Source organism: Pseudochrobactrum algeriensis (assembly GCF_018436245.1).
In the GTDB taxonomy this organism is placed as follows: domain Bacteria; phylum Pseudomonadota; class Alphaproteobacteria; order Rhizobiales; family Rhizobiaceae; genus Pseudochrobactrum; species Pseudochrobactrum saccharolyticum.
On record NZ_CP075361.1, the window covers coordinates 1,388,911 to 1,403,723 of the forward strand.

Below are 14,813 nucleotides of genomic sequence, written 5' to 3' on the forward strand. Positions count from 1 at the left end.
AGACTTAGGGGCGAGGGTTTTCGTGTCCAATCTTCAATTGCGTATCATGACGGCAGCAGTGCTTGCGCCCGTTACAATTCTGCTGATCTGGCTGGGCGGTATGAGCTTCCGTGTGCTGGCTGTGGTGATTGGCTTCGCGATTTTCTATGAGTGGACAATGCTGAGCGCCTCGAAGCAGACACGCTCCGGTTTGACGGCAGGCTGGGCGGTGCTCTCGGTTGCTGCGGGTCTTATGCTGATACAGGTTCCGGCAATCCAGATTCTGGCCATTCTTGCAGCCGGTGCGGTTTTCCTGATCCAGCGCTCTAACTGGACTGCGGCAGGGCTGATCTATGCCGGCGTGCCGATGGTCTGTCTGGCGGTTTTGCGCGGCGAAACGACATCCGGTCTGATTGCAATCATCTATTTGTTTGCGCTTGTCTGGGCGACAGATATTTTTGCGTATTTCACCGGACGCAGCCTCGGCGGGCCAAAACTGGCTCCGCGCTTTTCTCCGAATAAAACATGGTCCGGCGCAATTGGCGGTGTTGTGGCAGCAATGATAGCTGCAGCGGCAGTCAGCTATTTCAGTTTTGACCGCGTGAAATATCCGATGGTTATTCTGGCTATTGCTCTCTCGGTTGCTTCACAGATGGGCGATCTCGGAGAATCATGGGTCAAGCGCCGTTTCGGAGCCAAGGATTCCGGTAAGCTGCTGCCGGGGCATGGCGGGGTGATGGATCGCGTGGATGGCCTGATTGTGGCGGCTGTCATGCTGTATATTATCGGTGCTCTGGTGACAGGGCCGGATTCACCGTCAGCAATGTTTATCGGCATTGTTTTGCAGCCTTTGTAAGTAGCGCTGCGGTAAAAGCATATTTTGAGACTTTGAATTACGGGAGTTAGAGTTTTGGGTGATCCCCTTGCATATTTATTCGGCGGCGACAGCCTGCTGGTTGGCACATTACTTCCGTTTATTCTCGTTCTGGCCGTTGTTGTTTTTGTTCATGAGATGGGACATTTCATCGTCGGCCGTCTGTGCGGTATCGGCGTTCAGGCCTTTTCTATCGGCTTCGGACCGGAGCTGATCGGTTATACGGCGCGTAACGGCACACGCTGGAAGCTCTGTGCGATTCCTCTCGGCGGCTATGTGAAGTTTGCCGGTGATATGAATGCCGCCAGTGCGCCGGACGGCGAGGGTCTGTCCGCCATGACTGAAGCCGAGCGCAAGGTTGCTTTTGCGACGCAGCCGGTCTGGAAGCGCGCTGCAACCGTTTTTGCAGGCCCGGCATTCAATTTTCTGCTGACAATTGCCATTCTGAGCTTCTTCTTTGCCAGTTACGGACGCCTTGTTGCTGATCCGACTATTGCAGAGGTTAATGAAGGCAGTCCTGCCGCTGTGGCAGGCTTTAAACCGGGTGACCGTTTCATCAATGTGGAAGGCACGCAGATCAATACTTTTGCCGATGTGCAACGTATTGTGAACGGACGCAGCGGCGATGAACTGTCTTTCACGGTTGAGCGTGACGAGCAGGAAATCAACCTGAAAGCTGTTCCTGAAATTATGGAACAGACGGATGCGCTGGGTAACAAAATCAAGCTCGGTGTGATCGGTGTTACGATCACCAAAGACACAGGCAATTACCGCAAGGTTGAATATTCCCCGCTCGAATCGGTGGGTGAGGCTGTGGTCGAAACCGGACATATCATCAGCCGTACCGGTACTTTTATGAAGAGACTGGTAATGGGGCGTGAAGATAAATGTCAGCTGGGCGGACCCGTAAAAATTGCTAATATGGCCGGACAAGCGGCGCAACACGGCTTTGAATGGCTGGTTCAGCTGATTGCGATGCTGTCGGTTGGCATTGGATTGTTCAATTTATTTCCGCTTCCCCCTCTTGATGGCGGGCATCTGGTGATTTATGCGGGAGAGGCTGTTTTGGGACGTCCTGTTCCGGTGGCAGTACAGGAATTATTCTTCCGGCTTGGTTTCTTTGTCGTTCTCGGCTTTATGGGATTCGTCTTTTACAATGATCTCTTTGGCTGCTAATCTGAACTGGACAAGGCTCAAGCCTTTGAATTAAAACATTAACGAATTGTGTAAAATACGAGGGGATTATACAAGAAAAGCAATAATCTGTTTACCATGCTATTGGATTTGCGTGGCACCTGTGCCACGTTCGGGAATGAAGTAAACAGATTTTAATAGTGAAGCTTGCTTGTATATGAAAACTGGTTATTACAGTTTGCATTATGCGCTATTTTCCCGGATTACGGCCCGGGGCAACGAAACGAAGGTTAAATAGACCTATGACGGCAAATTCAAAGTTCTTTGGTGCTGCTTCTGCGGTCGCTATGTCGGTAGCTATGGTTGCTGCCGGAACGTCAGCGATCTCATTTGCTACTGTGAGTGTTGCACAGGCAGCAGTCGTTAGTCGTATTGACGTTCGCGGTAACAAGCGGGTTGATGCATCGACAATTCGTGGCGCCATCGGCATTAAGCCTGGCAAGTCATTTACCAATACCGATATTGATGCGGCTGTAAAAAGCCTTTTCAATATGGGCTTGTTCTCTGATGTTCGTATCAGCCAGTCGGGCGGTGCGCTCGTTGTGACTGTTTCCGAGTTCTCGGTTGTTAACAACGTACTCTTCCAGGGTAACAAGAAGGTCAAAGATGCCGATCTCGGTCGTGCGGTAGAGCTGAAGGCGCGTAGCCCTTTTGATCCTGCGCAGATGGAATCAGATCGTCAGGCCATCATTCAGGCTTATCGCAATGTCGGTCGCAGCGACGCTGTTGTGAACGCCCGTACGGTTGATCTCGGTCAGGGTCGTGTAAACGTTGTTTATGAAATCACTGAAGGCGGCCGTACAAAAATCGCCAATATCGATTTCGTAGGTAATGAAGCTTTCGGTGGTCGTCGTCTGCGTGACGTGATCTCCACCAAGCGTACCAATCCATTGTCATGGCTGACACGCGGCGACATTTACAGCGAAGATCGTCTGCAGGCAGATGAAGAAGCGCTGCGTCGTTTCTACTACAACCGTGGTTATGCTGACTTCCGCGTGATTTCGTCCAATGCGGTTCTGGATCCTGCGACAAACGAATATACGATCACCTTCACTGTTGAAGAAGGTCAGCGTTATACATTCGGTGATGTTCAGGTTGAAAGCTCAATCGCCGGCGTTGATACAGAGGCGCTCGGCGGCATGCTGAAGACCCGCGCAGGTAAAGTTTATAGCGCCAACGACGTTGAAAAGTCGGTTGAAGCTGTAACTGAGCGCGTTGCCGGCAGCGGTTATGCTTTTGCTAAGGTTGAGCCACGCGGCGACCGTAACTTCGAAAACCGCACAATCTCGGTTGTTTATAACGTGGAAGAAGGTCCGCGCGCTTACGTGCAGCGTATCGAAATCCGCGGTAACGATAAGACCCGTGATTATGTTATCCGTCGTGAATTCGACATGAGCGAAGGCGATGCTTTCAATCAGGTTATGATTACACGCGCCAAGCGTCGTCTCGAAGCTCTGGATTTCTTCCAGACAGTTAACATCTCGACCGCTCAGGGTTCTGAGCCGGATCAGGTTGTGCTGATCGTTGACGTTGTTGAAAAACCTACAGGTGAATTCTCCATCGGCGCAGGTTATACATCGGGTGGTGAAACACCGGGTGCTTCGGTTGAAGGTTCGGTTGCAGAGCGCAACTTCCTCGGTCGTGGTCAGTATATCCGCATCGGTGCAGGTGCCGGTCAGGATGATGCGCGTAACTATTCGTTCTCGTTCACCGAGCCTTATTTCCTCGGTCAGCGCGTTTCTGCAGGCTTCGATATTTTCCGTAAGTCGTATCGCGTTAAAGATCAGTATGACGTAGAGCAGACCGGTGGTACAATCCGTTTTGGTCTGCCGATTACCGATAATTTCGGTGCGAGCATCGGTTATAACCTGGTTCAGGAAAAGTATAAGCTCAAGAGCGATGATATGAATATCTACGCTCCGGCTTTGATTGAAGCCGCTGAACAGAGCCCATGGCTGCGCTCGTCGATTTCTTATGCTCTGACCTATAATACGATCGATAACCCGAACAACCCGCATGACGGTATCTATGTTCGCTTCGGTCAGGAATTTGCTGGTCTCGGCGGCGATGCCAAATTCATGAAGACAACTGCAAAAGCAAGCTATTACAAAACCTTGCTGCAGGAAGCTGATGTTGTTGGTGTGCTGACTGCCGGTGGTGGTTACATTCATTCCTTCACCGATGACGGTCTGCGTATCTTTGATATGTTCAAAGGTAACACTGACATGATCCGCGGCTTCAAATATAACGGTATCGGTGCGTATCAGGATGCTGCTAACGGTGACCGTTACTGGCTGGGTGGCACAACTTACTTCAACGCCAGTGCTGAAGTTCAGTTCCCGATGCCGGTTGTTCCGGAAAGCCTTGGTATCCGTGGTGCGTTCTTTGCAGATGCTGCAACGCTCTATGGTAACAAGACTGAAGGTGCAATGGGAACCGGCAGTGCACTGCGAGCTTCGGCTGGTGTAAGTCTGATGTGGGCTTCTCCGTTTGGTCCGCTGCGCTTTGACTATGCTATTCCTATTAAGAAAGAAGATTCCGACAAAGTTCAGAACTTCAATTTTGGTATGTCGAGCAAGTTCTGATAAATTTGCTTTTTCCTGAGGCGTAATCTCTGAAAAGAAGATCCGCCTCAGGAGAGAAAGTATGTTGATGGCAGATCCTGTATTTTATACGCTGTCCTGTGCACTCAACGTCGCTAATATTGCTCAATTTACCGGTTCAGAATTGCTGACAAAGCAATATGCCGACCGGAAAATTGAGCATTTGGCGTCTTTGGATAATGCAACACCGGATTCTCTTGTTTTCCTTGAAGGTAAGAAAAACGAAGCTGCTCTGAGCTCGCTCAAAGCGGCCGCTGTGCTATGCGCAGAAGCGCAGGCATCATTGATCCCTGAGGGCGTTGCGATTCTGGTGAGTAAATCGCCGCAGCGGGATTTTGCTGCTGTCGGACGTAAGCTTTATGCGCAGGCTGTGCATCCGCGCTCATTGCTGGGTGTTCCTGGTATTTCTGAAAATGCCACGATTCACCCGAGTGCCGAGATTGAAAGCGATGTTACGATCGAGCCGGGTGCAGTCGTCGGTGCCGGTGTATCTATCGGTTCAGGTACAACAATCTGTGCGAATAGTGTGATTGGCGCAGGCTGTAAAATCGGTCGCGATTGTATCATTGCGCCGAATGTTTCCCTGACCTATGCGCTGATCGGTAACCGCGTTTATCTGCATCCGGGGGTCCGCATCGGGCAGGATGGTTTCGGTTATGTACCGGGTCCTGCAGGACTTGAGAAAGTTCCTCAGCTTGGTCGCGTCATCATTCAGGATGGTGTGGAAATTGGCGCGAATACCACGATTGATCGTGGTTCACTGAGTGATACCGTGATCGGCGAGGGCACCAAGATCGATAATCTGGTGCAGGTTGCGCATAATGTTAAAATCGGGCGGCATTGCGTAATTGCTGCCCACACCGGTATTTCCGGTAGTGTGACCATCGGTGATATGGCTATGATCGGCGGTCGTGTCGGCCTTGCAGATCATATCAATATCGGTTCGCGCGTGCAGATTGCTGCTGCGAGCGGTGTGATGAATGATATTCCCGATGGTGAGAGATGGGGTGGTCTGCCTGCCAGACCGCTGAAGCAGTGGTTCCGCGATATTGCGACGTTGCGCAGTATCGGTCAAAGTAAGAAGGAGAAATCCTGATATGAGTGAGAATGTTGAGCAGAACAGCCTTGGTTCAGCAGATATTCAGAAGTTGCTGGCAGTTCTGCCGCATCGTTATCCGTTTCTTCTTATCGACCGTATTGTCGATATTGACGGTGATGATTCCGCGACCGGTATCAAAAATGTGACATTCAATGAACCACATTTTACTGGACATTTTCCTGCGACCCCTATTATGCCCGGTGTATTGATCATTGAAGCTATGGCGCAGACCGCCGGTGCGATTTCAATGCTCAAAATGGGCCTTGAAAATGCAGGAACCGTATTTTTGCTGACAATTGATAATGCAAAATTCCGTCGTCCTGTTGTTCCGGGTGATCGCATGTTGCTTCGCGTCAAAAAAGTGAAGCAGCGCGGAAATATTTCAAGATTTGCATGTGTCGCTGAAGTTGACGGCGTAAAAGTTGCCGAAGCGGATGTCTCTGCAATGACCGGTGCGTAAGCAGACAGTCTGTTTCAGACGATCCTGCAAACAAATACATTAATTTTCAAAGTCCGGTTCGGGCTTTGATATAACTGAAGAAAAAGCGTGATTTGAATGCGTGAAACCTCTATTCACCCGACAGCCTGCGTTGAACCGGGCGCCAAACTTGGTCAGGGTGTTTCTGTCGGCGCTTTCTGCCATGTTCAGGCAGGCGCAGAGATTGGTGATAACAGCGAGCTGATGAGTCATGTTGTTGTCACGGGGTTTACGACACTTGGTGAAAACGCCAAAGTTTTCCCGCACGCTATTCTCGGTTGCGAGCCGCAAAACGGTAAGCATAAAGGTGGCCACACCAAGCTGCTGGTCGGCAAAAATGCAATGATCCGCGAAGGCGTGACCATGCATCGCGGTTCCGATACCAGCCACGGCTATACCAATGTCGGCGATAATTCCACATTTCTGGCTTATGCCCATGTCGCCCATGATTGCGATGTCGGTAATCACGTAACTTTTGCGAATAATGTGATGATCGGCGGCCATTGTGAAATCGGCGATCACGCAATTCTCGGCGGCGGTGCTGCTGTGCACCAGTTTGTCCGCGTCGGCCATCATGCTTTTGTTGGCGGTATGGCGGCTGTTGTGCAGGATGTTATTCCGTTCGGCATGGCCATTGGCGTTCATGCGCATCTCGGCGGTCTCAACATCATCGGCATGAAACGCTCCGGTCTGGAACGTAAAGAAATCCATGCTGTGCGCCGTGCAACACGTATGCTGTTTGACCGTACAAAACCGGTGAAAGAGCGCGTGGAAGACGTACGCATTGAGTTTGCAGATTCACCGGCTGTGGGTGATCTGATTGCTTTCATCACGGCCGATGCCAAGCGCAGCTCGTTCACGACACCGCTTCTGCATGGCAAGCACGGTCATATTGAAGACCATTCATAATATGACGAAAAGCGCTGTTTCTGTCCGGGCCATAGATGCTGAAGCCAGAACCGCTATTATTGCCGGTAATGGGCTTTTGCCACAAGTTGTGGCAAAGGCTCTTGAAAAGAAAGGCAATCCGCCCTTTGTCATTTGTCTGAAGGGCGAGGCAGATGAAAGTCTCAAACGGTTCGACCATGAAACTGTTTCAGTGGTGGAATTCACCCGTCTGATTAAGGCGCTGAAACAAGCCGGTGCGAAGAATGTTATTCTGGCGGGCGGTGTCCGCCAACGTCCGCATTTAAGCGATATACGTTTGGATATGACAACCATCCGTGCTCTGCCGCGGGTGTTTAAAGCATTGGGCAAAGGCGATGATGCTTTGCTCCGTGCTTTTATCGGGCTTCTGGAATCTTACGGCTTCCATATGGTCGGCGCACATCAGATTGTGCCCGATATTCTGGCACCGGCAGCATCCGTGCTGACTGCGGTTAAGCCGGATAAAAAAGAACAGCATAATATCGATCTTGCACGTGAAGCTGCCTTTATCTTGGGCAAGCTGGATGTCGGGCAGGGTGCAATTGCTGCCGGCGGTCGTGTTGTGGCGCTGGAGGGTGCTGAAGGCACCGATAATATGATTGAGCGTGTGCGCCAGTTGCGTCAGGAGGGCCGCATCCCGCGTCAGGGCGGAGTGCTGGTTAAATGCGCAAAACCTGCACAGGATGAGCGGGCAGATCTGCCGACGATCGGCATTGATACGGTGACCAATATTGCAGCTGCAGGGCTTGCAGGTATCGCTATCGAGGCTGGTCGTACTGTGATGTTGTCCTACCATGACACGGTTCAATCCGCTGATGCGCAAGGCTTGTTTATTGTTACTTTCGACAGTCCGCGCGAATAAATTTTCAAAACCTGTATAGCTCTGCCGCTGTTCAGCAACTATGCTGCAGCTCTTGCAACCGAAGCACTTTCGTTCAATCGGGTGCAGGGTAAAGCATTGCACAGTCAACTTGACGGCAGCTGTAATGCGACCAGATAAAGAGATAATACGGTTCCAATGATTTTGCTCTGACCGGAACCACTTTAATCCAAAGGATGCCGGTTTGAATATGAGTGAAAAACTTCCGTTGAAAATTGCTGTTGTGGCCGGAGAGGAATCCGGAGATCTGCTTGGGGCGGATCTCGTGGATGCGCTGCGTACGAAAACGGATCGCCTGATCAGTCTTGTGGGCGTTGGCGGCACACATTTACAGCAGCGCGGATTGCAGAGTCTGTTTGATCCTGACGAGATTGCCCTGATGGGTATTGGAGCAGTGCTGGCGCGGTTGCCGAAACTGATTATGCGGATCAGCCAGACAGCCAAAGCGATTGTGGCTGAAAAGCCGGATTGCCTGCTGATTATTGACAGTCCGGATTTCACTCACCGCGTGGCGAAGAAGGTGCGTCAGGCCGATCCGTCGATACCGATCATCAAATATATTGCCCCGACTGTCTGGGCATGGCGTCCGCAGCGCGCCAAGGAAATGCGCAAATATATTGATCATGTGCTGACGGTTCTGCCTTTTGAGGTAGAGGTCATGCAGCGCCTTTCCGGCCCGAAATCAACTTATGTCGGCCACCGGCTGAGCAGCTATCAGCCATTGCTGGATGTGGCTAAAGCGCGGAAAAACCGCAAAGCACCGGCAGAAGATGCCGAGAAAACCATTCTGCTTTTGCCGGGTTCCCGCCGGTCTGAAATACAGGCTTTGCTCAAAGAATTTGGCACAACGCTGCAATTGCTGAATGAGCGCAACGGAACTGTGCATGCAATTTTGCCCACACCGGAACGCCATGAAGCCTATGTGCAGAACCTGACGAAAGACTGGCCGGTTAAGCCGGTTATTGTCACCGGTGAGGCTGCGAAATGGGATGCCTTTGCCAAGGCCGATGCGGCGCTGGCTGCTTCCGGTACTGTGTCGCTTGAACTGGCGCTGACCAAAATTCCGGCAGTGATTACCTACAAGGCCGATCTCTTCAGCAGGTTATTCATCACACGGCTGATAACCATCTGGAGCGCATCACTGCCGAATATTATTGATGATACGCCGGTCATTCCTGAGTTCTTTAACGAGTTTGTCCGTGCAGGCATGTTGTGCCGCCAGATTGAGCGTTTGCTTGAAGACGGTTTGGTGCGGCAGGCACAGATTGATGGATTCGAGCGGATTATCGCTAAAATGCATACGGATAAGCCCGCCGGTGAAATGGGTGCCGATGTGCTGCGGGAGCTTCTATCAAACAACAACTGATTTGTTTTGTTTGACCAATTAAAAAGCCTGCCTCTGAGATCAGAGGCAGGCTTTTTTGTTTTTTGTAGTTTAATCGTTTAACGGATAAGATGGACAGTGATCCGGCGCTCAATCCATTCAATGATATTACGCAGCACTTCCACAATCGCCAGATAAATGATTGCCGCCCACAGATAGGTCTGGAAATCAAATGTACGGGAATAGGCGCGGCGGGTTTCGCCCATCAGGTCATAAACCGTGATGATTGCAACAATGGCAGAGCCTTTAATCATCAGAATGATTTCATTGCCGTAAGGACGCAGAGCAACAATCAGTGCCTGAGGCAGGATGATCTTACGGAATGTCTGGAACTTAGACAGGCCGAGCGCATGCGCACCTTCCCACTGGCCTTTCGGCACGCTGAGGATTGCACCACGCAGAATTTCAGCCTGATAGGCGGCTGTATTCAGTGTAAATGCCAGAACCGCGCAATACCATGCTTCGCGGAAGAAGCCCCAGAGCCCGATGGTTTCCAAAAACGGGCGGAATGTTCCCAGACCGTAATAGATCAGGAAGATCTGCGCCAGCAATGGTGTACCACGGAAGAAATACACATAGGCATAGGCGATGCCGCCCAGAATACGGTTGTCCGACATGCGGGCAAGCGCAACCGGCAATGACAGCAAAGCGCCAAGCACAATCGACAGCGCAACCAGAATAAGGGTCGTTTTCAGACCGTTCCAGTAACGCGGCGCATAGGTTTCAACCAGATCAATCTGCCATGAATTATACAGATAGATTGCAAGACCGGCGAATAGCGCAAGCCAGATAGCAACCAGTATATGGCCGGTGATACGTGCACCTGTCCACGGACGAGGCGGCTCAGCAGGGCGGAAAACGCGATCAGTTTGCATATTGCTTATTGTTGTCATTGACGCACCACGCTTGCTGCCGGCTGTTTGCGGCTGCCTTCAGCCCATTTTTCAATGCGGGCGATAAAGTAAGAAGAGATAATTGCAAGTGCCAGATAGATCAGGCAGGCCACACCGTAGAACAGGAACGGTTCTTTGGTGACGCGCGCAGCAACCGAAGTCTGACGCAGAATATCTGTCAGGCTGATAACTGATACCAGCGATGTATCTTTGAGCAGAACCATCCAAAGATTGGCGAGACCCGGCAGAGCAATCTTAATCAGCTGCGGGAAGATAATCTTGCGCATGGTCTGAAAATTGGTGAGGCCGATGGCGAAAGCGCCTTCATACTGGCCTTTAGGTATGGCACGAAACGCGGACAGGAACACTTCACTGGAATAGGAAGAGAAAACAAAGCCCAGAGCGATCATACCGGCGGCAAAGGCATTGACCTCTACCGAACCCTGAAAGCCGATCAGCGCAAAAACCTTCTGAACCGCAAGAGAGCCGCCGAAATACACCAGAAACAGTGTGAGCAGTTCAGGCAGTCCGCGGAATATCGTTGTATAAATATTGGAAGCAAGGCGCAGCGATGGCTCAGCCGATTGCTTTCCTAAAGCCACAAGGAAACCGAGTAACAAACCGATTGGCAAAGTGGCAAGCGCCAGCAAAACGGTCGTCAACAGCCCCCATGCTATGCTCAGCCCCCATCCGTCCGGACCAAAGCCAATTAACACAGCATATTTTTCCATTTAGTCTATCCCTGTGAGGACGGGTGGCAAATCCGGTTTGTCACCCGTCAAGATCAGTTTATTAAAATACCGGCCAGACGGATCTGACCGGTTTCTTCGGAATTATTCGCCGTAAATATCGAAATCAAAATATTTGTCGTTGATTTCTTTGTATTTACCGTTGTCACGGATGGCGAGAATAGCTGTGTTGAATTTCTCAACCAGTTCTTCACGACCTTTTTTGATGGCAACACCAACACCCGGACCGTGAATTTCAAGATTCGCCTTCACTGGTCCAACCAGTTTGCAGCAGGCACCTTCCGGTGTCTTGAGCCAGTCAATCAGTGATACGATATTGTCGTTCACAGCATCAACACGACCGGCAACCATGTCCATACGCGCTTCATCCGAGCTGCCGTAATTGTTGATGGTGCTGTCGGTATATTCATGCTCGGAAAACACAGCATGAACAGTTGAGGACTGTACGCCGACTGTTTTGCCTGCGAGGTCTTCTTTTGCTGTGCCTTTGATATCAGAATCTTTTGGTACGGCGATTGCCGCAGCAGGATTGTAATATTTATTGCTGAAATCGACCTGTTCTTTACGGGCCGGAGTGATCGACATGGAGGAGATCACAACATCAAGCTTGCCGGACTGAAGGGCGGGGATCATACCATCCCAGTCCTGCACAATGATTTGACATTTGGCTTTTAATTCTTCGCAAAGTGCGTTGGCGATGTCGATTTCAAAGCCTGCAACCGTGCCGTCAGCCTTGACGAAATTGTAGGGAGGATAGGCGCCTTCCGAACCGACTTTCAGTGTAAGCTGCTCCTGAGCATGCGCGGATGCGGTCAGTGCTGCAACGGCAGTGATTGTCACCACACCGGCAGTTGCCAGCCCGCGCAGAGCTTTGCTGAAACGACGGCTTGCTCCCGTAACTTTATTCATTCTTCTGATACCCCCATAAGTCCCATTGTAAGAAGCATTGTTGTTTTTTTCTTCTCTTCGCTGGCGTTTTTTTAGCGCATTTTCTTTGCGAAGAAAAATTTGTTAACGGCGATATTCCCATCATTCCGGCGTTAAAGGCAAGTATCAAAAATCATGTTTTGCCCGCACACGGAAAAATAAAGCACTGGACATGGTTTAAATCACTCTTATCTGAAGGTAATCAGACGGTATTCTTGATATAAAATATTAAAAATCAACATATTATGGTGATAATTTAATATTGTGGATTTCAAAAATTTCTTTCTTCTCTATCAGTCACGCACCCGCAAAACACTCGCATTTACGACATGTAGGTGACGGCTTTCAGATGATTATGCATAGGTTGATGTGGTTTTTGCATTAAATCAGGATCAATGGCAGCAAACATAAAAAAGCTGCATCACAAGGATGCAGCTTTAAGAGAGTTTCAGCTGTTAAACCCGCCGATATTAGTCTGTTTCTGCTCCATAAGCGTCGAATTCAAAGTATTTGTCGTTGATTTCTTTATATTTGCCGTTCGCACGAATGGCTTTAATCGCATCGTTGAATTTAGCGATCAGCTCAGGATTACCTTTTTTGAAGGCTACGCCAGCGCCCGGACCGTGAATTTCCAGAACCGGAGCCCATGTGCCAACCATTTTACAGCAAGCGCCGTCTTCGGTTTTCAGCCACTGGGACAGGGTCACGCTGTCATCGCTTGCGGCGTCAAGACGGCCATTGGCCAGGTCAAGACGATATTCTTCCGCAGTCGGATAGGCTTTGATAGTGCTGTCCGTGAAGGTTTTTTCTGCGTAATTGGCATGGGTTGTGGAGATCTGTACGCCGATGGTTTTACCGGCCAGATCTTCTTTGGTTGTGCCTTTGATGTCGGTATCTTTCGGAGCAGCAAGACCCGGAGGGGTGTTGTAATATTTGTTGCTGAAATCAACCTGCTTCTTGCGCTCATCGGTGATGGACATGGAAGCGATGAAGGCATCAAATTTACCGGCCTGCAGGCTCGGAATAGCGCCATCCCATTCAATGGTGATGAACTTGCATTCAGCCTTCATTTCTTCGCAGAGCGCGCGGCCGATATCCACGTCAAAACCGGACAGCTCGCCGGAAGCGCTGATGAAGTTAAACGGAGGATAGGCACCTTCGGTTGCAATTGTCAGCTTCAAAGGTTCCTGTGCCTGTACTGCTGTGGCAGTCAGGGAAACTGCACCGGTCATGACCATGGCAGACAGCGCGGTTCCGATAATTTTCTTGTAATTTTTCATGTACTTTTCACCCGTTTAACCCATCCAAAAGTTGCAATCATAATGTCAGAACTACAAAGCCGGTTTATTCTAATCGGTTTATTTTTTACCGGATTCTGACGTAATAATTGTTCGCTGGATATTCCCACCATTTTCGCGAGAAAGGCAAGGGTAAAAAAGCGTTTTAAAACAATGTGAGCAAATGTGAAAATTACTGCTCAGCAGTTCATAGGTGAGTTTGAATTTAATTTTTAAATTTATGATTTTAAATCAGTATATTGTTTGGATAAATTAATATTTTGATTTCATCATTTTCACCGGTTCTCAAACCTTGTTTTCCGGTTTCAGTTTTTCAATCCGCAGTAGTTTTCAACAAAATCGCTGACGGCTGCAATATTATTCAGATCCAGAACCGGTACGCTCTGATCTCTCAAACCTTCATCAGTGGCGATGGCCACGATCGAATATTGCTCTGCATTGAGGGGGATTTGAGTCGGACTGTCTTTACGCCGGACTTCAATTTTAGGATGTTTATCGTTCTTGTAACCCTCAACCAGTATCAGGTCGCAGGGTGCCATACGGCTGACAATTTCCTCAAGCGCAGGTTCCTGAGCATCGCGCAATTCATGCATCAATGCCCAGCGATTGAAGGAGACAATGGCAACCTCAGCCGCTCCGGCCTGACGGTGGCGATAGGAATCCGTCCCCTCTGTATCAATGTCAAAGCTGTGATGGGCATGTTTGATTGTTGAGATTGTATAGCCGCGTCTGGTCAGTTCGCGCACCACACATTCAGCAAGTGTCGTTTTGCCGGAGTTTTTCCATCCGGTGATGCCGAAGATTTTCTGTGTCATGATTCACGCTCCTGCCAGCCGCTCATATCCTGCAATTGCCAGGCTGATCTGGCCAGCGCCAGTTCCGTTTGTGTGTTGATGTTAAAAAACGGATCAAGACCACTGATTTTATCATTTTCGCTGAAATCTGCATAGGCAACAGTGTGATTATTCGCGAAAACGCGAATGCTACGTCTTTTGGTTTCCGAGAGCCAGTTTTCCAGTGAGGCAGCAATATTTGCCGGCCACAGCGCAAAGGTCGGATGCGCACCAAAATCCGAGCGGGCGAATATAATCGTGTCTTCCATGGGTGACGCTGCGTCAGCCAGAACCTGCGCAAAGCGGTGCAACAGATCGGGTGGGAAGAACGGTGTATCCGCAGCCACACTCATCACATGGCTGCAACCAAGCTGGGTTGCATAATGACAACCGGCGAGAATACCGGCCAGCGGGCCGCTGTTTAGCCATTTCCCGTCATTGATAACCGGATAGCCGAAACTTACGAAAAAGGCAGGATCGCTATTGGCGCTGAGAATGATCTGATCGGTTTGCGGCTTCAGGCGCGCGCATACCTGATGAAGAATAGTATGATCTCCAAGCGGGCGCAGGGATTTGTCGCCGCCGCCGAGACGCTGGCTGCTGCCGCCTGCCAGAATAAGCCCCAAAACATTTTTACCTGTCAGCACTTGTTTGCCGGTAGATATGATCGGGACAGACATGACTGACGCACCTTT

The 14,813-nt window shown here is 50.1% G+C and carries 14 protein-coding genes; 8 read left to right on the forward strand and 6 right to left on the reverse strand.

Translation table 11 applies throughout. From position 1 onward, the window contains the following. The first annotated feature begins 22 nt into the window (after positions 1–22). The 8 genes from KHQ09_RS08495 to lpxB all read left to right on the forward strand — a co-directional run bounded on the left by KHQ09_RS08495 (position 23) and on the right by lpxB (position 9,400). A complete protein-coding gene (locus KHQ09_RS08495) occupies positions 23–835 on the forward strand; it encodes a phosphatidate cytidylyltransferase (RefSeq protein WP_213597655.1) in 813 nt (270 codons plus the stop codon). A gap of 54 nt (positions 836–889) precedes the next feature. Continuing rightward, a complete protein-coding gene (rseP, locus tag KHQ09_RS08500) occupies positions 890–2,029 on the forward strand; it encodes an RIP metalloprotease RseP (protein ID WP_213597657.1) in 1,140 nt (379 codons plus the stop codon). Between the two features lie 260 nt (positions 2,030–2,289). After that, a complete protein-coding gene (gene bamA / locus KHQ09_RS08505; protein ID WP_213597659.1) occupies positions 2,290–4,632 on the forward strand; it encodes an outer membrane protein assembly factor BamA in 2,343 nt (780 codons plus the stop codon). Positions 4,633–4,699: 67 nt separating this feature from the next. Continuing rightward, the gene (gene lpxD / locus KHQ09_RS08510; RefSeq protein WP_213599887.1) at positions 4,700–5,746 is read left to right on the forward strand and encodes a UDP-3-O-(3-hydroxymyristoyl)glucosamine N-acyltransferase; all 1,047 of its coding nucleotides are present in this window, start codon (positions 4,700–4,702) and stop codon (positions 5,744–5,746) included. A 1-nt stretch (position 5,747) separates the two neighbouring features. Then, positions 5,748–6,209, forward strand: a complete 462-nt coding sequence (fabZ, locus tag KHQ09_RS08515) for a 3-hydroxyacyl-ACP dehydratase FabZ (protein WP_022712388.1) — start codon at positions 5,748–5,750, stop codon at positions 6,207–6,209. A 96-nt stretch (positions 6,210–6,305) separates the two neighbouring features. Further along, positions 6,306–7,136: an acyl-ACP--UDP-N-acetylglucosamine O-acyltransferase gene (gene lpxA / locus KHQ09_RS08520; protein ID WP_213597661.1), complete on the forward strand. Its 831-nt coding sequence runs from the start codon at positions 6,306–6,308 to the stop codon at positions 7,134–7,136. 1 nt (position 7,137) lies between these two features. After that, positions 7,138–8,016: an LpxI family protein gene (locus tag KHQ09_RS08525; protein WP_213597663.1), complete on the forward strand. Its 879-nt coding sequence runs from the start codon at positions 7,138–7,140 to the stop codon at positions 8,014–8,016. A 208-nt stretch (positions 8,017–8,224) separates the two neighbouring features. Then, positions 8,225–9,400: a lipid-A-disaccharide synthase gene (gene lpxB / locus KHQ09_RS08530; protein WP_213597665.1), complete on the forward strand. Its 1,176-nt coding sequence runs from the start codon at positions 8,225–8,227 to the stop codon at positions 9,398–9,400. A gap of 77 nt (positions 9,401–9,477) precedes the next feature. Here lpxB and KHQ09_RS08535 read toward each other — a convergent pair whose 3' ends face one another. From KHQ09_RS08535 to mobA, 6 genes are all read right to left on the reverse strand, one after another. Beyond that, positions 9,478–10,293 (reverse strand): ABC transporter permease, encoded by an 816-nt coding sequence (locus KHQ09_RS08535; protein ID WP_245257358.1) that lies wholly within the window; start codon positions 10,291–10,293, stop codon positions 9,478–9,480. 14 nt (positions 10,294–10,307) lie between these two features. Then, positions 10,308–11,042 (reverse strand): ABC transporter permease, encoded by a 735-nt coding sequence (locus KHQ09_RS08540; RefSeq protein WP_022712383.1) that lies wholly within the window; start codon positions 11,040–11,042, stop codon positions 10,308–10,310. Between the two features lie 102 nt (positions 11,043–11,144). Further along, positions 11,145–11,969: a transporter substrate-binding domain-containing protein gene (locus KHQ09_RS08545; protein WP_213597667.1), complete on the reverse strand. Its 825-nt coding sequence runs from the start codon at positions 11,967–11,969 to the stop codon at positions 11,145–11,147. A gap of 488 nt (positions 11,970–12,457) precedes the next feature. Continuing rightward, positions 12,458–13,267, reverse strand: coding sequence for an ABC transporter substrate-binding protein (locus KHQ09_RS08550; protein WP_022712381.1), 810 nt, complete (start codon positions 13,265–13,267; stop codon positions 12,458–12,460). A 323-nt stretch (positions 13,268–13,590) separates the two neighbouring features. Then, on the reverse strand, positions 13,591–14,100 hold the full coding sequence (gene mobB / locus KHQ09_RS08555; protein ID WP_213597669.1) for a molybdopterin-guanine dinucleotide biosynthesis protein B: 510 nt from the start codon (positions 14,098–14,100) through the stop codon (positions 13,591–13,593). Beyond that, on the reverse strand, positions 14,097–14,798 hold the full coding sequence (gene mobA / locus KHQ09_RS08560) for a molybdenum cofactor guanylyltransferase MobA (protein ID WP_213597671.1): 702 nt from the start codon (positions 14,796–14,798) through the stop codon (positions 14,097–14,099). The genes mobB and mobA overlap by 4 nt, the downstream gene beginning before the upstream one ends. Between the last annotated feature and the right edge of the window lie 15 nt (positions 14,799–14,813).